Here is a 20710-nt window from a genome sequence, read left to right on the forward strand (position 1 = left end):
TGCCTGAGTGCCTGAGTGCCTGAGTGCCTGAGTGCCTGAGTGCCTGAGTGCCTGAGTGCCTGAGTGCCTGAGTGCCTGAGTGCCTGAGAAAAATAAAATTAAAAAGTCGGACCACGAATGAGTTCGACTTTTTTTTATCAGTTTCTTATCAAAGTAATTCGCTAATTCGCTAATCCGCTAATTCGCTAATTATCTAATTACCCAATTTCCCCTCCAAAACCGCTTTCACCATCGCATCCCCAGGTAAAACGATATCAAAATATCTTTCTTCTCCGAACAACTGTCTCGCGAATTCGGCCGACAAATAGCGTTTCACAAGCGATTTATTCTGGTCGAGTTTGAGCTCGAGACCATTTCGCTGCAAGTACTGTCGGAAATTGTTGAAATACGTGACATCTTTTTCCATTTTCGATCGGAACTGCTCGAAATTCAATCCTTTGAAGTCGCTGCGGTGCGCATCGAGTTGCTCGAACACGAAATAACTCACGGCTCCCGATTGCATCAGGTAGGCGACGCCTTCGTCACCATGTTCGACTTCGAGCGGCACGAACACATCGGGAACGATACCGCCGCCCCCGTAAACGATTTTGCCTTTGGGTGTCTTGAATTTCAACGTGTCGGCGATATGGATGCTGTCCTTGTCGTACAATTCTCCGCTCTCGAAACGCTTGTCGAAATCCTTGAAATATTCGTCTTTGCCTTTGTCGTAGGCTTTCTGGATCGAACGGCCTGTCGGTGTGAAATAGCGCGCAATCGTCAATCGCACGGCCGAACCATCTTCAAAATCCATTTCGCGTTGCACGAGTCCTTTTCCGAATGAACGCCTTCCGACGATCACGCCTCGGTCATTATCCTGGATCGCGCCCGCCAGGATCTCGCTCGCCGACGCACTGTTTTCGTTGATAAGAATCACGACTTTGCCATTTTCAAAAGTTCCGCCTTCAGTCGCGTACGTTTTGTCGATGCGGCCTTTCTTGTTTTTCGTGAATACGATGAGTTGTTTGTCCTTGAGCAGGTCATCGGCGATTTCAACGGCTTTCTCAAGATAACCGCCGCCGTTGTCGCGCAGGTCGATTACGATTTCCTTCGCGCCTTTTTTGCGCAATTCCTGCAATCCCGCGTCGAATTCCTTGTAAGTGGTTTCAGCGAAGCGATTGATTTTTATGTATCCGATAGCCGGACTGATCATCGTGGCAACGTCGACGCTTTTTATCGGAACGACGTCGCGGTTCACGTTTACCTTGAATGTCTTGCGGTCGCTTTTCCTAAAAATGGTGAGTTCGATTTGCGAACCTTCGGCACCTTTTAACTTCGTGAACAAACTGTCGGTGGGCAATTTTTTGCCGAAGAGTTTCGATTTCCCGGCATATAAAATCCGATCGCCTGGACGAATTCCCGCTTTTTCTGACGGCCCGTTCTCCACCGGCATGATCACCGCGACCGTATCCTTGTACATATAAAAATTCACGCCGATTCCCACGAAATCGCCCTTCATGCTCTGCGCGACTTCTTCCTGTTCACTAGGCGGAATGTAAACCGAATGTGGATCGAGTTCGGCCAGGATATTGTTCACCGTCAGGTCGACGATGGAATCGGTGTTCACGTCATCGACGTATTCGTTGTCGATGAAATCCAGTAATCGGTCAAGTTTATTTTTGTGGATGCTAGTCTTGGGCGAAAGTGATTTCGACGGAAAATTAAGCATACCGCCGATTAGGATTCCGATCGCCAGCGTACCGAAAAGCAATATGGGTAGATATTTTAAATTCTTCTTCATTTAGTCCAAATCGGCGATCAATTCTGTCTTCACGCCTGCCTTCTCCAAAAATATGATACCTGAATCGTCCTTGTAACCTTCCTGATATACCACGCGTTTTATGCCCGATTGGTGAATCAGCTTACTGCACTCGCGGCAAGGCGAAAGTGTAATGTAAAGCGTCGCGCCTTCACAACTTTGGGTCGAACGAGCGACTTTTAAAATTGCGTTGGCTTCAGCGTGCAACACGTACCAATGCGTTAATCCGTCGGGATCTTCGCATGAATTTTCGAAGCCCGATGGCGTTCCGTTGTATCCATCGGAAATGATCATTCTATCGCGCACTATGATCGCGCCTACCTTTTTGCGCTTGCAATAAGAAAGTTGGCCCCATTCGCGAGCGATGCGCAAATAAGCCTTGTCGTATTTGTTCAGTTTTTGTTCTTCCATGTGTTTCGTGGCACGAATTTACGCAAATCCGCGAATCGAAGTTTGCACGAACACAGCATTTTGTAACGAAGTTAACATTATTGCCAGATTTCGCTGCCGATGATCATCGGAACCACGACTCCTATTACGAATGCCGACATTACGAGAGCGAAATCGCGCTTCGAAAACCGGAAGAAATTCTGCACGATGTACGAAATGATCAAAACGGCCAAAACCACAATGAGCTGTGCGATTTCGATTCCGAGCGCGAATTCCAAAAGCGGGACGACTTTATCGCCTGGATTTCCGGGTAAAATCGCCTTGAAGTAATTCGAAAAGCCGAGTCCGTGTATGATTCCGAAGAAAAGCGTGATGAATCCGACGATGCTCAGATTGTCATTTTTCGCGGTTTTGCCTGCCGTAAGCAGATGATAAACAGCCGTGACGAGAATCGTAATCGGAATCAGGAATTCGACGAGATTCGCCTTGATCACGACGACGCCAAAAACCGACAACAGTAACGCCAGCGTGTGCCCGACGGTAAATATCGACACTAGTAACAACACGCGTTTCCAATCCTTGAACGAATATGGGACGATGAGTGCGATCAAAAAAAGAACATGGTCGTAGGCCGCGATGTCGAGCACGTGCCTAAGTCCGGTTTCGAGGTATAGTTGGAACTCTGACATGATGTTTGGTTGGTTGATTGGGGATTGTAAACATACGAAATTTTCAGCTAAGCCGTACTTTTGCAGGCGAGTAGCCCTAACGCGATTTTCAGGTTTTTGTTTGATTTCTACCGAAGTTTTTCACGAAATCAAGAGCTACATTTATAATACGGCTTATATTTGCAAAAAATTAAAAAACAGAATATCTATGTCATTCTCTGATTTATTCGACAGCGAATTCAAGAACCGAAACAAAGGCCATTTCTCGGCTATCGTTCGCGTTGCTTTGGCCGACGGCATCATGCATCCCGAAGAAAAAGAATTCCTTGACAAGCTTGCGCACCGTCTTGAAATATCAAGTTCAGAATATGAGGAAATCCTCGAAAACCCTTTGAAATATCCGATTAATCCGCCGTACTTGTACACGCAACGTTTGGAGCGTCTTTACGATTTGGCGCGCATGGTCCATGTGGATCACCAATTGGGCGACAAGCAGGAAATGTTGCTTAGAAGATTCGGGTTGGCTTTGGGCTTTACGCCGAGCAATGTCGATTATATCATTTCAAAAGCGTTGAAACTGGTTGACGGGAAAGTTGATTCGGAGACGTTTATTTATGAGATGACGCATATGAATAAATAGTGCCTGAGTGCCTGAGTGCCTGAGTGCCTGAGTAAAATAAAAAAGTCGGACCTGATTGATCCGACTTTTTTATTTATGATGTTTTGTATCTGAAGATTACAATTCGACGTATTCGTACGTGATTTCTTCCATGATCTCGCCCGTTCCCGCGTGTTTGATCGTAATCTTGGTTGGTAAATTGCCGGTGTTGTATTCGTATTCGTGGACGATAGTCAGACCCTCGACCATTTCGCCTGTGACGTTGTTCAACGAACGGAAAATCTGCGTCGAATAATACGCTTCGAATTGTTCCTCGAAAATAATCCTGAAATAAGGATTGTGGTTAGAGAAAGGATTCCGCTTCACATCGTATGAATATAAATTCGGATTTTCGATCGTTCCGGTCGGATTGCCGTTGACGTAAACGTATTCGATGCCATAACTGTCTTTTACCATGAAACCGTCGGCGTCGTATTCAAGATCCGATCCGAAACCGATGTTCTGCATTTGGCTTTGGCTGTTGTAAAGCACCGACAATTGCGTCTGTCCCACGAATCCGTACGACGTGATCTTGTTGTTGAAATATTGATAACTGTGTGTAACGTCTTCAACGACATCTCCGGTCGCCGAGGTTATCGTTTTTGCTATCGACGTCACCTGTTTGTTGGCATCATACGCGAATACGTAAGTCCCGGTAAGTTGCGGTTCCGGCTGTCCGAATAAATTCTTGACTGTCATTTTCTGCACCAATGCCACCGGTTGCTCGATGATGGTTGTCGCGGAATCGTCTGACCCACATCCGGCAAAAGCAGCGCAGATCAGGATCGCGACTAATTTGAAAAAGTTTGTCTTCATCTTTTTTTTCGCTAAGATACCAATTTTGCCTTTTCCATGAATTCCTCGGCCTTTTCGACCATGTTTTTGCTTCCGCAGAAGAACGGGACGCGTTCGTGCAGTTCGGTCGGTTTGATTTCCATGATGCGCTTGAACCCGTCCGACGCTTTCCCGCCGGCTTGTTCGGTGATGAACGCCATCGGGTTACATTCGTACAACAGCCGCAACTTGCCTTTGGGCGCTTTTGAACTCGTCGGATAGATGTAAATTCCGCCTTTGATCATATTCCTGTGGATGTCCGAAACCAAACTGCCGATGTAGCGCGACGTATACGGCCTATCGCCTTCTTCGAGTTGGCAGTATTTGATGTAATCCTTCACGCCTTGTGGAAAATGCACGTAATTTCCTTCGTTGATCGAGTAGATGTTTCCGTCTTCGCGAAACTTCATGTTCGGATGCGACAGATAAAACGTCCCGATCGCGGGATTGAGCGTAAAACCGTTGACGCCGTGACCTGTCGTGTAGACGAGCATCGTCGACGTTCCGTAAATCACGTAACCCGCGGCGACTTGCTGCGTTCCGGGCTGCAGAAAATCCTCCATCGTGACGGGCGTTCCTATAGGCGTGACGCGTCGGAAAACCGAAAAGATCGTTCCGACTGAAACGTTGACGTCGATATTACTCGAACCGTCAAGCGGATCCATGAGCACGACGTATTTGCTGTTGTGGCAATTGTCGGATCCAGGAACGGTGATGAAGTGATCGTTTTCCTCGGAAGCGATGCCACACACGATTTCGCGATTGATCAACGTCTGTATGAAAACCTCGTTCGCGTAAACGTCGAGTTTTTGCTGGTCTTCGCCTTGGATGTTGACCTCGCCCGCCGCTCCGACGATATCGACCAGACCTGCTTTATTTACTTTGTAGTTGACGACTTTCGCGGCCAATCGGATCGAATTGATTATCCGGGACAGTTCGCCCGTAGAATATTTGAATTCCTCCTGCTTTTCAATAATGAATTCACCGAGGGTTTTGTTGCGTTCTTCCATTTACGAAATCGTTGTAGTTTGCAAAAGTAATGTTCTTGGTTGATTGTGGAAGAAAATTTTGGAGAGATTTTTTGAGGCATCCGGACCAACCCTTTAAGAGTTTAAAACTCTTAAAGGGTTATAAATTTCCCAAACTCCAAAAATACAACACCAAAAATCCCTCAATTACACTTTTCCAACCTATTTTGTTAACGAACCATTTCCCTCTAAATCCAACCTTTGTATATTTGCTTTCAACAACAAACAAATGCTCACGATCCGCAAAGGAACCCAGAACGACATGGCATCGGTCCTCGAACTGATCACCGAACTCGCCATTTTCGAGCGCGAACCGAACGCCGTCGTCGTAACTGTCGACGATTTGATTCGCGACGGATTCGGCAACGACCCGCTTTTCTACACGTTCATCGCCGAAACAGAAAACGAAATCGTCGGGATGGCGCTTTACTACTATCGATATTCGACGTGGAAAGGCAAAACGATCCATCTCGAAGACTTGATCGTCACTGAGAAAGCTCGCGGAACCGGCGCGGGAATGGCGCTATATTCCAAAATCATCGAACAAGGCAAAATCGACAACGTGCGCCGGATCGAGTGGAACGTGCTCGACTGGAACGAACCCGCCGTGAAATTCTATGAGAAATCGGGTGCGAAAATCCTATCCGACTGGCGCGTCGTGCACATGGACGAATCGGGAATCGAAACCTTTTTAAAACAGTAATAACAAATAATAAAGAGTCGTCCGTCCTTTCGACTTTCGACTTTTGACTTTCGACTATGAGAATATTCAAATTCGGCGGCGCCTCGGTAAAAGACGCGGCAGGCATCAGAAATGTTTACGAAGTATTGCAGAAAGCGGGTCACGAAGACGTGCTTCTAGTGGTTTCGGCCATGGGGAAAACCACGAATGCGCTTGAAGTCGTCGTCAAGAATTACATCGACAAATCAAAGGAACTCAAGGAATCACTCCAGGATGTGAAGAAATACCACAACGAGATCCTGCTCGATTTGTTCGACGATGAAAAGCACAAGGTTTTCACCGATGTAAACGCCCAATTTTCAGATCTTGAATATTTCCTCGGACACAACAAATCCCCGAATTACAGTTTCGTATACGACCAGATCGTGAGTTTCGGCGAATTGGTTTCGACCGTAATTCTGTCGCACTACATGAATTTCCGTGGCATCACGACCAACTGGATCGACGTGCGCAATTTCATCAAGACCGACAGCAATTACCGCGATGCCAACGTCGATTGGGATGCGACCCAAAAGAACATCGCCAAGAATGTAAAGCGCAAGCAGCTCAATATCACCCAAGGTTTCTTGGGTTCTGACGAGAACGGATTCACCACGACTCTGGGCCGCGAAGGTTCCGATTACACGGCCGCGATTTTCGCGTATTGCCTGGGCGCCGACAGCGTCACGATCTGGAAAGATGTTCCTGGTGTGATGAATGCCGACCCGCGCTTCTTCGCCAACGCGACGTTGCTCAACCAGATTTCGTATCGCGAAGCCATCGAATTGGCATTTTATGGCGCGACCGTGATTCACCCAAAGACGCTGCAACCGTTACAGAGAAAGGAAATTCCGCTGTACGTGAAATCGTTCATCCATCCGCTGTTGCCGGGCACGAGCGTTTCGAAAGGCGCCGATCTCGACCCGCAATTGTCGTGTTTCATCGTCAAGAAAGAGCAACTTTTGCTATCGCTTTCCTCGATCGACTTCTCGTTTATCATGGAAGAAAACATCAGCGAGATCTTCGCATTGCTGCACAAATTCAAGATGAAAGTGTCTTTGATACAGAATACGGCGATCAGTTTCTCAGTTTGCGTCGACGATAAATTCAGGAATTTCAGCGAACTCAAGGCGATTCTTTCCAAGAAATTCAAGGTTTCCCACAACGACAACGTTTCGCTGTACACGATTCGTCATTTTGACGACAAGGCGGCGAAAATGGTCGAGAAAGGCAAAAATGTTTTAGTGAAACAAATCAGTCGCGAGACGTTGCAGATCGTGACGCTGGATAGTTAGACTATTGTTTTATTGTTCATTTTCGGCCGAATCCGAAATTTGCAACAGTTGCAAAATTTAGCATTTGATGCATCTTTAATGTACCGAACTGTGTCGGCGAATTCGTACCTTAAACCCATGGGGAAAGGGCAATGACATCCCTACGAAAAATAATTTTCACCTGATTGCAGAAAAACCGCAATTGATGTTAAAAATGTCGAATGAAAAACGGTTCTTTTTAAAACTCCCGAGACCAACCTTATAAACATTTGCCGCGGACGCGCAGATTTCAATACGGATCATTACTGATCGACTTTTATGAAATCCACGCATCCGCGGCAAAAAAAATTAAAGCAAAAAATTACTTTTTCAAAAGTCTTTCTAAATTGCCCTGATAATAACCTTTATGCATTTCCGGTGACGCTTCCAAAGCAGCTCTCAACGCGGCTTCATGCGCATACTGCAACGCATCGGCAGCCGGCATCGCTACATCGGGAACCACACCGACGCCTTCCCAATTCGTTTTCGTGATCGGATTTATGGCACGTCCGTTCGGGATGAATGCCATGAAATCGCCTTTAAGATCAACTTGATCGCCTGGATTCGCGCCGCCTCCCGTAGTTTCCCCGATCAGGATCGCGCGTTTTTGGGTTTGAAAGTCGTACGCGAATTCCTCTCCGCCTGAAAATGTGCGCGCACTCGTCAATATGTACACGGGTTTTTCGTAACGCGAGCCCGCGGGATCTTTCGTGCGGAATTCATCGGTTTTGTTTTCCTTTCGATAGTAAAGGTCGTTCAGATGGACGTCGGCTTTGAAAAAACAGCTCGCCAGGAACCGCACCATGTCAGGTTCGCCTCCGTGATTCTCGCGTAAATCGATGATCAACGCATCGGTATTCGCCAAAAACGCCATCGAGGCATTCGCGATCGGGCCGGCCAAATCCTCAGGCGCAAAACCATCGACTTTTAGATAACCGATGTTTCCATACAAAATCTCGACTTTCCGAAATCCATAATTCGATACTTTCATCACGTGATGCTGGATTTCCTCCTGACGCTTTTCACGTTCAGCGGTCGGAACGCCATCGAACATTTCGCCCGAGAATCGCACGCCCAAGTGCTTGTCGTGTGAAATAGCTTGTAAATCGTCAGTCAACATTTTGGCGAATTCCTTCGAGTCGGTGATCTTCGCATATGCGCCCGATTTTTGCTTGGCGCGAATTTCTTTGGCCATCTTGCTGGCAACTTCGGGAAAAATGTAGTCGCTCGAAAGCTTCGAAATGAGTGATTCGATGACCTCGCGCTGCATGTTTTTGGAAACCGTAAAAGTCCTGGGTTGTTGCGCCGACGCATTTGTACACAACAAAAAAGCGCCGATAAGAATCGGCAATCTGGAAAAAATTTGATTTTTCATAAGTCTGATTAAGTAACGTTTTTGATTATTGATTGAAGAGTTGATTGCAGATTTTTGATAGCTTCGTCGTCGATTCCGTATAACGCGGTCGATCGGTTCGACAGGCTTATCGGATGGACTTTTTCGAGTAATTCCTTTGCGGATTTCGTGATTATCAACCGCTGGCGCCGTCTGTCCGATGGCAAAAAAGCACGCTCCAAGAAGCCTTTCTTTACCAAAAGTTCGATCATCCTGGTGACCGACGCCATGTCTTTAAAAACCGTTTTGGCGACTTGCTGTTGCGTGGCATCGGGTTCCTCGTTTATGGTCTTGAGCACGAGCCATTGGTCGAGCGTGATGTCGCAGCCGGCTTTGTCCAAATTGCGTTGCACGAATTGTCGGTACGATTTCACCGACTTTTCGAGCATGTAAAACACATTATCTTCGAGACGTTCCATTTCAGATATTTGATGCAAATATAATTGATATATCAAATAAAAATAATGTTTTAATATTTTTTTCAGATTTGGGTGAAACTTTAACCCTTGGTACATGAAAAATGTATCGAATTTGTCGCGCCAAAACATATCTTCAAACGTCAAATCCAATCGCTTGAATCCATGCCGATAATGAATCTCTCATCGACACCGAAGCCGTTTTGTCGCACAAAATCTTGTTTATCCGAAATCAAAAAATTATGTTCGATCGCGATCTGGCGGCGCTTTACGGTGTGGAAACCAAACGCCTGAAAGAAGCGGTTAAGCGTAATATTTCACGATTCCCGAATGACTTTATGTTCGAACTATCAAGCGAAGAATTCGATAATTGGAGGACGCAATTTGCGACCTCCAATTCCGACAAGATGGGTTTGCGCCATGCTCCAATGGCATTCCCCGAACACGGAATTCTAATGCTGTCAAGCGTTTTAAACAGCGAACGCGCGATGCCAACATCCAAATCATGCGCATATTTTCAAAAATGAGGCAATTATTTCTCGACGCGACCGAACCAAAATCCGACATCGAAAAAATCCGAAAAAAGGTCGACAACCAATCCAAGAACATCGAACGCATCTTTCACTATTTCGATGAACTGACGACTCGCGATCCCGCAAACCGCCCGCGAATCGGTTACAAAAAATAAAATCGCGATCGCGCTTCACGCTTACTTTTCAAACTTAGCTTCCTAACCTCGGCAACATATACTACTTTTGACCCGAAAGCGTTATAATTGCTATGCTTAAAAAATTGCTGTTCGCCGTGTTGCTGTGCTTTTGCTGCCAGGTTTGGTCGCAGGAAACCGACACGCCTTACAAGAACCGCAGGATTTTGGCCGTGCGCGACACCATAAAACTCGACAGCACGAGCATAAACCCCGATTTTTTCAGGATCGCCGATAGAAACGACGAACCCATCGACACCTCATTCTACAAAATAAACTTCGCAAAAGGCACGATTGTTTTCAATGAAAATGCGCCTTTTTTAAACGACACGATCCAAGTCCGATTTCTAAAACTTCCCAACTATCTAACAAAAGAATACAGCATTTACGACAAATCGCGCATCGTGAGCAACGACGCGGGAACGTTATATCAAGTTGACAAATCGACCAGGAAAAGTTTCGTGCCTTTCGACGGATTGAACACTTCGGGTTCGATAACGCGCGGCATCACCGTCGGAAACAACCAAAATGCGGTCACGAATTCCGCGTTGGATCTACAGATCACGGGCAAGATTTCCGACAAGGTCAGCCTTCGCGCCTCGATCCAGGATTCGAACGTTCCGCTGCAGGAAGGCGGTTATTCGCAAAAACTCGACGAGTTCGACCAGATTTTCATCGAATTGTTCTCGGACAAATGGAACATCCGCGCGGGTGACCTTTTCCTCGAGAATAGAAAGTCGCGCTTCCTGAATTTCAGCAAAAAAGTCCAGGGCATTTCGGGACAGTTCACGTTCGGAAAACCTGAAAGCCAAACTACCGTTTTCGCGTCGGCGGCGTTGGTTCGCGGCCAATACGCGAAAAGTACATTCGTCGGTCAGGAAGGAAATCAAGGCCCGTATAAATTGCAAGGCCCGAACGGCGAATTGTACATCTTGGTCATCTCGGGATCCGAGCGCGTCTACGTAAACGGAATTCTGCTCAAACGAGGCGAAAACGAAGATTACGTAATTGATTACAACGCCGGAGAAATCACGTTCACGTCGCTTTTCCCGATTACGTCCGAGATGCGCATCAACATCGAATACCAATATTCCGACCGAAATTACACGCGTTTCGTCACGTACGCGGGCGCGAACCACGAAAGCAAAACCTGGAGTTTGGGCGGCTATTTCTATTCTGAAAACGACGTGAAAAATCAGCCGTTACAGCAAAATCTTTCGGCCGAGCAAGCACAAATTTTAGTCGGGGCGGGCGATGATCCTGCGTTGATGACAGCTCCGTCAGCCGTTTCGGACTCGTATTCCGAAAACAAGGTCCTGTATCGAAAAGTCATCGTGAACGGCATCGAGGTCTTCGAATATTCGAACAATCCTGAAGACGAATTGTTCAACGTGCGTTTTTCTCTCGTCGGAACCGGATTGGGAAATTATAATTTGACGACTTCAAACGCGATCGGACGCATTTACGAATATGTCGCACCGATTGACGGCGTGCGTCAAGGAAATTACGAACCGATCGTGCGTTTGGTCTCGCCCACGAAAATCCAAATCGTTTCCATTATGGGAAAAATCAATCCGAACGAGAAGACGAACGTGGATTTCGAGGCGGCATTCTCGAACAATGATTTGAACTTGTTTTCAGGCATCGACGACGGAAACAACCAAGGTTTAGCCGGAAAAATAAACGCCAAACAACGGTTGCTCACCAAGAACAAATGGACGCTCGATGCTTACGGACATTATCAATTCGTGCAAAAGGAATTTCGCACGATCGAGCGATTGTTCTCGATCGAATTCGACCGGGACTGGAACCTGACAAACGCGATAACCGTCGGGCAATCCGACCAAAGTTTTCTGCAAGGCACGATCGATTTGAACGAACCCGAGAAAGGTTTCGCGCGCTATCGATTTGAAAAACTCGATTATTCCAGCGCGTTTTCGGGCAGCCGACATGTTGTCGAATCGCAATTGAAATTCAAGGATTTCACCGTGCGCAACGTCGGAAGCTTCCTTGAAAGCGACGGAAATTACGCGACGTCGAAGTTTTTGAGGAACAATCTGCAATCAAAATATCACTTCAGGAAGAATTGGGTCGGCGGAAGTTTTAGGGTCGAAAACAATCAGGAACGCATAAAGTCAACCGGTTTGTTGTCGACGTTAAGCCAGCGATTCACCGAATTCGGAGCATTCGCGGGCCGAGGCGACAGCACAAAAGTCTACATGGAACTCGGATATTTGAATCGCACCAATGACAGTTTGCAAAACGGGATTCTCGAGCGCGTGAACAATTCGAATTCATTCTATTTGAAATCCCAATTGATCAAGACCGACAGGCGGAATCTGTCGTTGTTCGTAAACTATCGGACGCTGAAATTCAAGGATCCCGCGATCCAGGACGAACCTTCGTTGAACTCTCGATTACTGTACGGCGACCGGTTTTTCGACCAATTGATCGCGCTCACGACGGCTTACGAAACCACGTCGGGCACGATCCCGCAACAGGAATTCACGTATCTCGAGGTCGAACCCGGACAGGGAATCTATACTTGGAACGATTACAACGGCAACGGCATCCAGGAATTGCAGGAATTCGAGATTGCGCCTTTTCCCGATCAGGCGAAATATGTGCGCGTTTTCCTGCCGAACCAAGTCTTCATAAAAACCCACCAGAACAAGTTTTCGGCCTCCGTGACGCTGAATCCCGCCCAATGGCAAAACGCGACGGGTTTCAGGAAAGTGCTGTCATATTTTTACAATCAGACGTCGTTTTTAAGTGAGCGAAAGATCGTCCGAAACGGCGATAATTTCGACTTCAATCCGTTCAGCGCCTCGAACGACAATTTCCTCGGACTTAATTCGAATTTCAGGAACAGCTTGTTCTACAACCGAGGAAAACAAAGACATTCGGTCACGTATTCGTATTTGTCGAGCCACGCGAAAAGTTTGCTCAACGTCGGATCTCAGGAAAATACGAACCGGTCGCACCAATTGCAATACGCGCATCTGGTCCAAAAAACGTGGTTGTTCAGCTTGAACGAGCAGACGCTTTTCGCCTCGTCGGAATCCGAGAATTACGAGACTAAAAACTACGAGATAACGGGAAACAAGATCATGCCCAAGGTTTCGTATCTGTTCAACAAGAACGCGAGCTGGGACATTTTTTACGAATACCAGAACAAGGAAAACCAGATCAACAATATGGAAACCTTGAGCCAGAATCGCTTCGGGACGTCGTTCAATTACGCGAGCGAAAAGAAATTTACCATGAACGGCGAATTCTCGTTGTACCAAAACAAGTTCGAAGGCGACGAACTCTCGCCTGTCGCCTACACGATGCTCGAAGGTTTGCAATCGGGCCAAAACCTCACGTGGCGATTGCTGCTCCAAAAGAACCTCACGCAATACCTCGACGTGAACGTCAACTACCAAGGCCGAAAAAGCGAAACCAGCAAAGCGATCCACACGGGAAGCGTGCAACTACGCGCGTTTTTTTAACAGAACAAACTTCCCAGACAAACGGCAATCGATTATATTTGAAGTTCTTAAAAAAAACCAGACATGACAATCCGATTTATAAGCACTGCGCTTCTCGCCTCGTTGGCGTTCGTCTCGTGCAAAAAAGACCTTGAACCGCAGGAAAGTTCGGTGCCATTGAGCGCATCGGTAACACCTACTGCCGCGGCAGCTCCGGCTCAGCAGGCAACGCCACAACCGCAGGCCGCAGCTGTTACCCAACAAGTCGCGACCGGCGGTGTTAACCCGGCTCACGGGCAACCCGGACATCGATGCGATATTGCCGTCGGCGCGCCGTTGACGCAGGCCGCTACAACCACGCAACAAGTTACTCCGCAACAGCCACAGCAACCACAACAAATACAGACTCAAATGCAGGTTCCGTCGCAAAAAGTCGCCAAAGGCATGAATCCTGCCCACGGACAACCCGGCCACCGTTGCGATATCGCGGTCGGAGCGCCGCTGAACCAACCTGCGAAACCGGCGGCTTCGAGCGTCGTCATGAATTCCGACGGTTCGAAGTCCAATGACAATGTCACGATTACTCCCGCACAAATCAGTTCCGATGGAAAACTCGTTCCCGGAAGCGGCGGAAACAATGTAAAAGTCACGACCTCGAACACGCCTGCAAGTACGGCCCCGGCAATTTTGCAAGCGCCCGGCGAAGCGACCAAAGCAGGTATGAATCCGGCTCACGGCCAGCCCGGCCACCGATGCGATATCGCAGTTGGAGCGGCATTACCGAAATAAACGATTTAAAACATTTGCAATAAAAAGCCTGCTCAAGTCGAGCGGGCTTTTTTAATGTTGATTTTTAGGTAAGTTCTTCGGAAATAAACCGGCGAAAACCGTGAACCAACCGAAAATCCACATTCAAAATCTAAAACACAACATTCAAAATTCCACGCAAGGTTAAATAAAACAAAAACGCGAACCTTTGTCTTTTCATCGGCTGTAACTTTAGATTGAAATTTTAAATAATCAGACCATGAAAAAGTTCATTTTATGTTTGGCGTTGCTGATTTCGGCGGGAATGTTCGCCCAGGAAACGAAAGTCGAAAAAGCCGCACAGGACACGAAACAAGGCGTCAAGAAAGCTGCCGATAAAACCGAAGCCGGCGTCAAAAAAGCCGCAAACGCAACTGAAAAAGGCGTAAAGAAAGGTGCTGAAGCCACAGCGACCGGAGTCAAAAAAGGCGCTGCCGCAACCAAAAAAGGCGTCAAAAAAGGAGCCGAGGCCACGGAACGCGGCGTCAAAAAAGGTGCAGAAGGTGCTGCAAAAGGCGTGAGCAAGGCCGCCGACGCCACAAAAAAAGCAGCCGATAAGACTGCTGAAAAAGTTCAGGAAAACTAAATCCGAACCAAAATATAGGAGCCGCAATTCGAGTGATTCGAATTGCGGCTTTTTCTATTTCAAAGGTGTGCCGTCCTTGATTTCTTCAGACCCGATCTTGACCACTTCCCCATTCTCGGGCAATTCCCCGAAAACTTCGATCCTATCTTCAAATTCGCGCCCTTTCTGGACGTGGACGCGTTTGGTCTTTCCGTTTTCGACGAGCAACACGAATACGCCTTCGCTTGACGTTACGACCGCGGTTTTGGGAACGACGACCGTACTGTCGGGCGCATTCAACGGCAAAATCACTTCGGCGATCATTCCGGGTTTTAATCTCTTTGTTGAATTTGTCACATCCATTTCGACGCGTTCCGAACGCAATCTCGCATCCAAGGCGCCTGACATACGAGCGATCTTCGCATCGAATTTTTGTCCGGGCATCGACTTTACGTTGAACGACAACGCGTCGCCTTGTTTGAGATAACCCGAGAATTGCTCCGGCACGAAAACCGACAGACGCAGCTTATCCTGTTGTTGGATCGTAAGCAACGGCAACGCCGAGCCGGAACCAGTCGGCCCGACGTACGCGCCCAAATTCACGTTTCTGGCGGCCACCACGCCATCGAACGGCGCGCGGATCTGCAAATAATCGCGAACGTTCGCCACTTCTCCATACGACGCCTTCGCTGCCTGGAATTGTGCGAAATCAGCATTTTTACGCGCTTCGGCGAGTTCGAGTTCGTTTTTGGAAATCGTCCCTTCGACCTTACTGGTTTCGAGTAACCGTTTGTAGGTCCCGTTGCTTGCGATGTAATTCGATTCGAGCGATTTATAGCGCGATTGTGCGGCCGACAATTGCGAACTCATCTCAGGCGCTTCCAACACGATCAATAATTGGCCCTGTTTGACTTCAGATCCGATGTCGACTTTCAAATCCTTTACGAATCCCGACACTTTCGCGTACAGATCGACTTGCTTCAAACCTGTAAGTTCAGCAGGAACGCGCATTTCGGTCGACAATTTTTCTTTGGTCAACGCGACGGTTTCCAGTTCCGGAGCGGCTTCGACGACCGGTTTTTTCTCTTCTTCTTTCGATCCGCAACCAAATGCAAGGACTGAAAATAAGGCGACGGCTATGATTCTATTATTCATGTTCGGATGTTTTGGGTGCTTCAAAAAATTTACTTTGTTCGTCTTCAGGATCGAGCGATACCGATTGTGTCGTGGCGTTGCCCTGAACCCAAGCGAATATCATCGGGAGAATTACCAATACGGCGAATGTCGAGAACAATAATCCCCCGATTACGGCGCGTCCGAGCGGGGAAACCTGATCGCCTCCTTCGCCGTGTCCGATCGCCATGGGCAACATTCCCGCGATCATCGCAATACTCGTCATGATGATCGGCCTTAAGCGCAAGCCGGCGGCTTCACGTGCCGATTCTATCGCGTTGCCGTTTTCACGTCTCAGCTGTTCGGCGTTCGTGACCAAAAGTACGGCGTTCGCGATGGAAACCCCAACCGACATGATGATTCCCATGTACGATTGCAAATTCAACGTCGATCCCGTCAAAAGCAACATGAGCAACGAGCCGAGAACAACGGCCGGAACCGTCGTCAAGACCACGAACGATACTTTGAACGATTGGAAATTCGCGGCCAGCATCAGGAAAATCACCATGATCGCGACCAAAAGCCCTGATTGCAGACTGCTCATCGTTTCTTCGAGAACCGTTCCCATTCCATATTGTTCGACGAAAAGGCCACGCGGCAATTCACCAAGCGATTCAATGTCTTTTCTCACATCTTCCACGGCCGTTCCCAGATCGCGACCGTTGATGTTTGCGGTGACCGAAACGTAAGGCGTGGCGCCCATGTTGTCGTTTTCACCGTGCGTGATCGTTGGGGAAATCGTCGCGACGTCGCCCAAAACGGGACGCAGTTGGTTGCGCAACAACGGAATTTCCTTAATGTCGTTTTCAGTGCGCATCTGGTCGAGCGGCACCTGGACCTGAACCGAATAGGAAAGCCCCGATTTCTCGTCGATCCAGTTGTTCTTTTCAGTATATCGGGACGATGACGTCGAAGCGACGAGAGAACGCGAAACATCACTCATGTCGACGCCCAATTGCGCGGCACGAACGCGGTCGATGTCTACATTCAGCGCCGGATATTTCACGGGTTGTGCAATCTGGACGTCGCGCAAATAATCGGTTTTTTGCAATTTCTCGACGAGAATGTTCGCGTATTTCTCGTTGAGCGCCTTGACTTTGCCCGAAACCCTGATTTCAATCGGGGTCGTTGCGCCTTGGCTCAGGACTTTGTCGGTAAGTTCGATGGGTTCGAACGACAATTTGGTCGATGGCAGCACCTTCGCGAGATTATGTCGCAGCTTATCCTTGAATTCTTCCATGTCGAGCTCGTTGTCCTTGAACGCGACCTGGAAAACGGCTTCGTGCGGGCCAGACGTGAACAAATAAATCGGGTTGATAGAAAACAAGGCCGGATGTTGCCCGACATAGGCCGAGGTGATCGAAACGTGTTCGGCACCAACTATATTTTTAATTTCACTAAGAACGACCTTGGCCTGTTCTTCAGTGCGTTCGACGCGGGTTCCCACGGGAGCTCGCATCCTAAGCTGGAACTGGCTCGAGTTTACTTTCGGGAAAACGTCCTGCCCGATGAAGTTCAGCGCGAGATACGCGATTGCCGTTATCACGACGAGATATGCGATCGAAACGAATTTTCGCGCCGGAAACAACCTGTTGATGAGCTTCATGAATCGGCCGCGGAACTTTTCGAACCCGCTGACTTTGCCGTCGTGGTTGTAATCGTCGGCATCTGATGTATGCTTCTTCGCATGCGGTTTCATTAACCAGTTCGCCATTACGGGAACGAATGTCTGCGAAAGCAAAAACGAAATTACCATCGAAAACCCGATTGCGAGCGCCAACGGAAGGAACAACGCGCCCGGAATGCCGATCATCGTGAACGCCGGAGCGAAAACCGCGAGAATACACAACAAGATCAGTAATTTCGGTAACGCGATTTCCTTACAAGCGTCCCAAATGGCGAGCGCTTTGGGTTTGCCCATGTCGAAATGCTGGTGGATATTTTCAATCGTCACGGTACTTTCGTCGACGAGGATTCCAATCGCGAGCGCCAGACCGGAAAGCGTCATCAGGTTGATCGTAAATCCGAATAACTTGAGGAACAAAACGCCTGAAATGATCGAAATCGGGATCGTCAGGATCACAATCAAAGCCGCACGCCTGTCGCCCAAGAACAGCAACACCATCAAACCCGTGAGGATCGCGCCGATCACGCCTTCAGTGATCAAACTTTTCACCGAATTGATCACGTAAACCGATTGGTCGAATTCATACGAAAGTTTTACGTCTTCAGGCAACGTACTTTGGATTCTGGGCAAAGCGGCCTTCAAATTCTTGACGACTTCCCAGGTCGAAGCGTCGGCACCTTTGGCGATATTCATGTAAACGGAACGCTTGCCGTTGATGAGCGCGTAACCGGCTACGATGTCGGCGCCATCCTTGACTTTCGCGACGTCGCCCAAATATAAATTCTGGACGTTATTCTTGAACAACGGAATTTTCTCGAAATCTTTGATGTCGCGGATCGTGTAGTTCGTCGGCATCAAGTAATTCTTATCGCCCACGCGCACGTTTCCTGGAGGCGCGGTTTGGTTGTTGAGCCTGATCGCTTCGACGATTTGGTCGGGCGTGAGGTTGTGGGAACGCAATAGATCAGGATCGACGTTGACTTCGATGGTTCTCGGGCTACCGCCATTCGGAGCCGGAGAAAGCAATCCCGGGATTTGCGTGAACGAAGCGCGCACGTAAATGTTCGCCATATCCTGCAACTCGTTGTTCGATCGCGTGGGGCTGCTCAACACCAACTGCCCGACCGGAAGTGACGAAGCATCGAATCGGATCACGAACGGCGGCTGGGAACCCGGCGGGAAAATCGCCTGTATACGATTCGACAAGGCCGAAAGTTCGGACGCGGCCTGCGCCATGTTTGTTCCCGGGTAATACGTGAGTTTCATGAGCATCAAACCTTGTATGTTCTTGGTCTCGATAGCCTTGATACCGTTGGCGAACAATAAGATGTTGATGTAATTTTTGGCGTAATACGCTTCCATCTGGTCGGGCGTATAGCCGCCGAACGGGTGCGCGATATAGATTACGGGCAAATCCATCTTTGGCAAAATGTCGACCTTGATATCACGGACGGCGCCGATCCCGAAGAAGAAAAGCCCGGCAACGAGAACGATGATCGAAATGGGTTTTCGGAGTGCGAAACGAATTAAATTCATGGCTTAGAATTCTTTTAGGAATAGATTGAAATCGCCCGTAGACGCGGCTTTTAGCAACAGCGATTGCCATACGTTCGTGTAGATCACGTCGCGGTCGGTTTCAGCCCGGTTCAACGTGTAAAGTGCTTGGGTGACGTCGGTCAAATTGGTCAGGCCGTTGCGATATAATGTCGTGCGTTGCAGGTAGGCTTGTTGGGCGGCCGCGACTTGCTTGGGCGCTTCGTTGTAGTTGTCCATAGCGAAACGGATCTTGGCGTCGGCGGCATCGTTTTGCGTTTTGAGCTGCTCATCGACCACATCGAATTCCTGTTTCAGACCTTCCGAAACGAATTTCTGGGAGGAAACCTGTTTGCTTGCGCGGAGAATATTCGTCAAATTCCACGTTACGCCTACTCCGACGAGGTAATTTTGTCGGTCGGGCGAAATTCCGTCGGCGTAATTGTGCGAAAACGAGGTTTGGTCGGTCGCATAATCGGGCTCAAAACCCGAAGCACGCGTCTGAAAAACCCCGAAAAGGCTGAACGACGGGAAATAATTCTTGCGCAACAATTTAACTTGTTGGTCGCTGAATGCCACGCGGCTTTTATAGTATTTGAGGATCGGGTTTACGGTGTCCGACGGTTTTTCCATCGTGAGAACGTTCACGGGAATTCGTGCGACGAGTGACGTATCGAGCGTAAACTCGGCCACATCGACGCCCATCAAAAACGCCAACCGATTGTTTTGTTCCTTGACCAGATCCTTGACGCGGTTGAGTTCGATCTTGGCACGTGAAACCTCGGCGCTCGCCTGTGTCGAATCGACTCCCGGAAGCAACCCATTTTTCACTCGCACCGCCGACGTATTCAGGAAAACCTTGGCGCGGCTGAGATTTTTTTCTTGCGAACGCTGCAATCGCTGGCTCGCCAACAAATTGAGATAAGCGGCCGAAACGCGAATCTTGTGTTGGAAAATTTCCTGGTCGAGATCGGCTTTGTTGCGCTGTGCATCGGCTTTTGCGAGATTGATCCGCTCGCGGTAACGCCCGAACGTAAAGAATTCCCAGTTGACATTCGCGAGGTAAAGCGCCCCGAAAGCCGCGTTCCAGTTTTGCTCGGGCAACGGTAACCCCGACGATGCGACGCCGTAACCTCCGAATCCGTAGGCCGGACCGTTTTGTCCGTTCACGGTTCCGTAGGATTGTTGGCCTGAAAGCACCAAATTGGGTAAATAATCGCGTCGGGTTTGCTTGACGGTTTCCTGGGAAGCCTTGACGTAGCTGTCCTTGGCCTTGACCGTTCCGTAGTTTTTGACTCCCGCGGCCACGGCATCGGGCAAACTCAAGACTTGAGCGTGCGAAAAAACCGAAAATAGCAGCAGCAGAAAAAGTGGAATTTTAAATTTCGGCATAAATTGAGTTTGTAGAGGTGGCACAAAATTAAATCGGATTTCTCTAAACGATATGCTAAACAGTTGTTTAAATGACCAATTGCATTCGTCATTTGAAAACCACTTTAAGGTGAAAAATTGCGTTCTTTGTAGCTTTGTTCAACATTCGTTGATCGTTGTTCGACTTTCGTTATTCAAGTACTAGGAAAGGAATGTTGAACAATGAATAACGAACAATG

Annotated in this window: 18 protein-coding genes; 8 read left to right on the top strand and 10 right to left on the bottom strand. The window is 48.2% G+C overall.

Annotated features, from left to right (window positions below):
- Positions 1-193: 193 nt before the first annotated feature.
- The 3 genes from EOO50_RS14095 to EOO50_RS14105 form a co-directional block, all read right to left on the bottom strand.
- Positions 194-1777 (bottom strand): S41 family peptidase, encoded by a 1584-nt coding sequence (locus tag EOO50_RS14095; protein WP_290840922.1) that lies wholly within the window; start codon positions 1775-1777, stop codon positions 194-196.
- Positions 1778-2206 (bottom strand): dCMP deaminase family protein, encoded by a 429-nt coding sequence (locus tag EOO50_RS14100; RefSeq protein ID WP_290840923.1) that lies wholly within the window; start codon positions 2204-2206, stop codon positions 1778-1780. It abuts the gene before it with no gap.
- A 77-nt stretch (positions 2207-2283) separates the two neighbouring features.
- On the bottom strand, positions 2284-2874 hold the full coding sequence (locus EOO50_RS14105) for a HupE/UreJ family protein (protein WP_290840924.1): 591 nt from the start codon (positions 2872-2874) through the stop codon (positions 2284-2286).
- Positions 2875-3061: 187 nt separating this feature from the next.
- Between EOO50_RS14105 and EOO50_RS14110 the strand changes: the two genes are divergently transcribed.
- Positions 3062-3493: a TerB family tellurite resistance protein gene (locus tag EOO50_RS14110; RefSeq protein ID WP_290840925.1), complete on the top strand. Its 432-nt coding sequence runs from the start codon at positions 3062-3064 to the stop codon at positions 3491-3493.
- Between the two features lie 96 nt (positions 3494-3589).
- On the opposite strand, the gene EOO50_RS14115 is transcribed toward EOO50_RS14110, so the two are convergent.
- Together EOO50_RS14115 and fbp are read right to left on the bottom strand one after the other, a co-directional pair.
- On the bottom strand, positions 3590-4327 hold the full coding sequence (locus EOO50_RS14115; RefSeq protein ID WP_290840926.1) for a hypothetical protein: 738 nt from the start codon (positions 4325-4327) through the stop codon (positions 3590-3592).
- 11 nt (positions 4328-4338) lie between these two features.
- Positions 4339-5355 (bottom strand): class 1 fructose-bisphosphatase, encoded by a 1017-nt coding sequence (gene fbp / locus EOO50_RS14120; RefSeq protein ID WP_290840927.1) that lies wholly within the window; start codon positions 5353-5355, stop codon positions 4339-4341.
- A gap of 247 nt (positions 5356-5602) precedes the next feature.
- Between fbp and EOO50_RS14125 the strand changes: the two genes are divergently transcribed.
- Entirely contained in the window at positions 5603-6076 is a 474-nt protein-coding gene (locus EOO50_RS14125) for a GNAT family N-acetyltransferase (RefSeq protein WP_290840928.1), read from the top strand.
- A gap of 56 nt (positions 6077-6132) precedes the next feature.
- The gene (locus EOO50_RS14130; protein WP_290840929.1) at positions 6133-7389 is read left to right on the top strand and encodes an aspartate kinase; all 1257 of its coding nucleotides are present in this window, start codon (positions 6133-6135) and stop codon (positions 7387-7389) included.
- Positions 7390-7729: 340 nt separating this feature from the next.
- Here EOO50_RS14130 and EOO50_RS14135 read toward each other — a convergent pair whose 3' ends face one another.
- Complete coding sequence (locus tag EOO50_RS14135; RefSeq protein WP_290840930.1) at positions 7730-8782, bottom strand: S41 family peptidase; 1053 nt, start codon at positions 8780-8782, stop codon at positions 7730-7732.
- A gap of 8 nt (positions 8783-8790) precedes the next feature.
- On the bottom strand, positions 8791-9219 hold the full coding sequence (locus tag EOO50_RS14140; protein WP_290840931.1) for a MarR family transcriptional regulator: 429 nt from the start codon (positions 9217-9219) through the stop codon (positions 8791-8793).
- Positions 9220-9458: 239 nt separating this feature from the next.
- Here EOO50_RS14140 and EOO50_RS14145 point away from each other — a divergent pair, with 239 nt between their 5' ends.
- From EOO50_RS14145 to EOO50_RS14165, 5 genes are all read left to right on the top strand, one after another.
- Positions 9459-9743 carry an ORF6N domain-containing protein gene (locus EOO50_RS14145; RefSeq protein WP_290840932.1) on the top strand — a complete coding sequence of 95 codons (285 nt, stop codon included), beginning with the start codon at positions 9459-9461 and terminating at the stop codon, positions 9741-9743.
- A complete protein-coding gene (locus EOO50_RS14150; RefSeq protein WP_290840933.1) occupies positions 9740-9904 on the top strand; it encodes a hypothetical protein in 165 nt (54 codons plus the stop codon). The genes EOO50_RS14145 and EOO50_RS14150 overlap by 4 nt, the downstream gene beginning before the upstream one ends.
- Before the next feature lie 92 nt (positions 9905-9996).
- Entirely contained in the window at positions 9997-13416 is a 3420-nt protein-coding gene (locus EOO50_RS14155) for a hypothetical protein (protein ID WP_290840934.1), read from the top strand.
- A gap of 63 nt (positions 13417-13479) precedes the next feature.
- Positions 13480-14184 (top strand): hypothetical protein, encoded by a 705-nt coding sequence (locus tag EOO50_RS14160; RefSeq protein WP_290840935.1) that lies wholly within the window; start codon positions 13480-13482, stop codon positions 14182-14184.
- Between the two features lie 238 nt (positions 14185-14422).
- Positions 14423-14788, top strand: a complete 366-nt coding sequence (locus tag EOO50_RS14165) for a hypothetical protein (protein ID WP_290840936.1) — start codon at positions 14423-14425, stop codon at positions 14786-14788.
- A gap of 54 nt (positions 14789-14842) precedes the next feature.
- On the opposite strand, the gene EOO50_RS14170 is transcribed toward EOO50_RS14165, so the two are convergent.
- Genes EOO50_RS14170 through EOO50_RS14180 form a run of 3 tightly spaced genes read right to left on the bottom strand, consistent with a single transcriptional unit; the run spans position 14843 to position 20492 of the window.
- Positions 14843-15922 carry an efflux RND transporter periplasmic adaptor subunit gene (locus EOO50_RS14170; RefSeq protein ID WP_290840937.1) on the bottom strand — a complete coding sequence of 360 codons (1080 nt, stop codon included), beginning with the start codon at positions 15920-15922 and terminating at the stop codon, positions 14843-14845.
- Entirely contained in the window at positions 15915-19103 is a 3189-nt protein-coding gene (locus EOO50_RS14175; RefSeq protein ID WP_290840938.1) for an efflux RND transporter permease subunit, read from the bottom strand. The genes EOO50_RS14170 and EOO50_RS14175 overlap by 8 nt, the downstream gene beginning before the upstream one ends.
- Before the next feature lie 3 nt (positions 19104-19106).
- Positions 19107-20492, bottom strand: a complete 1386-nt coding sequence (locus EOO50_RS14180) for a TolC family protein (RefSeq protein ID WP_290840939.1) — start codon at positions 20490-20492, stop codon at positions 19107-19109.
- Positions 20493-20710 lie beyond the last annotated feature (218 nt).

The sequence above is a fragment of the Flavobacterium sp. genome, from assembly GCF_004211145.1.
In the GTDB taxonomy this organism is placed as follows: Bacteria; Bacteroidota; Bacteroidia; order Flavobacteriales; family Flavobacteriaceae; genus Flavobacterium.

Bases quoted from the DNA above. Each gene is read 5' to 3' on its own strand.
- EOO50_RS14095 (WP_290840922.1), bottom strand. From the start codon at position 1,777: ATGAAGAAGAATTTAAAATATCTACCCATATTGCTTTTCGGTACGCTG.
- EOO50_RS14100 (WP_290840923.1), bottom strand. From the start codon at position 2,206: ATGGAAGAACAAAAACTGAACAAATACGACAAGGCTTATTTGCGCATC.
- EOO50_RS14105 (WP_290840924.1), bottom strand. From the start codon at position 2,874: ATGTCAGAGTTCCAACTATACCTCGAAACCGGACTTAGGCACGTGCTC.
- EOO50_RS14110 (WP_290840925.1), top strand. From the start codon at position 3,062: ATGTCATTCTCTGATTTATTCGACAGCGAATTCAAGAACCGAAACAAA.
- EOO50_RS14115 (WP_290840926.1), bottom strand. From the start codon at position 4,327: ATGAAGACAAACTTTTTCAAATTAGTCGCGATCCTGATCTGCGCTGCT.
- fbp (WP_290840927.1), bottom strand. From the start codon at position 5,355: ATGGAAGAACGCAACAAAACCCTCGGTGAATTCATTATTGAAAAGCAG.
- EOO50_RS14125 (WP_290840928.1), top strand. From the start codon at position 5,603: ATGCTCACGATCCGCAAAGGAACCCAGAACGACATGGCATCGGTCCTC.
- EOO50_RS14130 (WP_290840929.1), top strand. From the start codon at position 6,133: ATGAGAATATTCAAATTCGGCGGCGCCTCGGTAAAAGACGCGGCAGGC.
- EOO50_RS14135 (WP_290840930.1), bottom strand. From the start codon at position 8,782: ATGAAAAATCAAATTTTTTCCAGATTGCCGATTCTTATCGGCGCTTTT.
- EOO50_RS14140 (WP_290840931.1), bottom strand. From the start codon at position 9,219: ATGGAACGTCTCGAAGATAATGTGTTTTACATGCTCGAAAAGTCGGTG.
- EOO50_RS14145 (WP_290840932.1), top strand. From the start codon at position 9,459: ATGTTCGATCGCGATCTGGCGGCGCTTTACGGTGTGGAAACCAAACGC.
- EOO50_RS14150 (WP_290840933.1), top strand. From the start codon at position 9,740: ATGAGGCAATTATTTCTCGACGCGACCGAACCAAAATCCGACATCGAA.
- EOO50_RS14155 (WP_290840934.1), top strand. From the start codon at position 9,997: ATGCTTAAAAAATTGCTGTTCGCCGTGTTGCTGTGCTTTTGCTGCCAG.
- EOO50_RS14160 (WP_290840935.1), top strand. From the start codon at position 13,480: ATGACAATCCGATTTATAAGCACTGCGCTTCTCGCCTCGTTGGCGTTC.
- EOO50_RS14165 (WP_290840936.1), top strand. From the start codon at position 14,423: ATGAAAAAGTTCATTTTATGTTTGGCGTTGCTGATTTCGGCGGGAATG.
- EOO50_RS14170 (WP_290840937.1), bottom strand. From the start codon at position 15,922: ATGAATAATAGAATCATAGCCGTCGCCTTATTTTCAGTCCTTGCATTT.
- EOO50_RS14175 (WP_290840938.1), bottom strand. From the start codon at position 19,103: ATGAATTTAATTCGTTTCGCACTCCGAAAACCCATTTCGATCATCGTT.
- EOO50_RS14180 (WP_290840939.1), bottom strand. From the start codon at position 20,492: ATGCCGAAATTTAAAATTCCACTTTTTCTGCTGCTGCTATTTTCGGTT.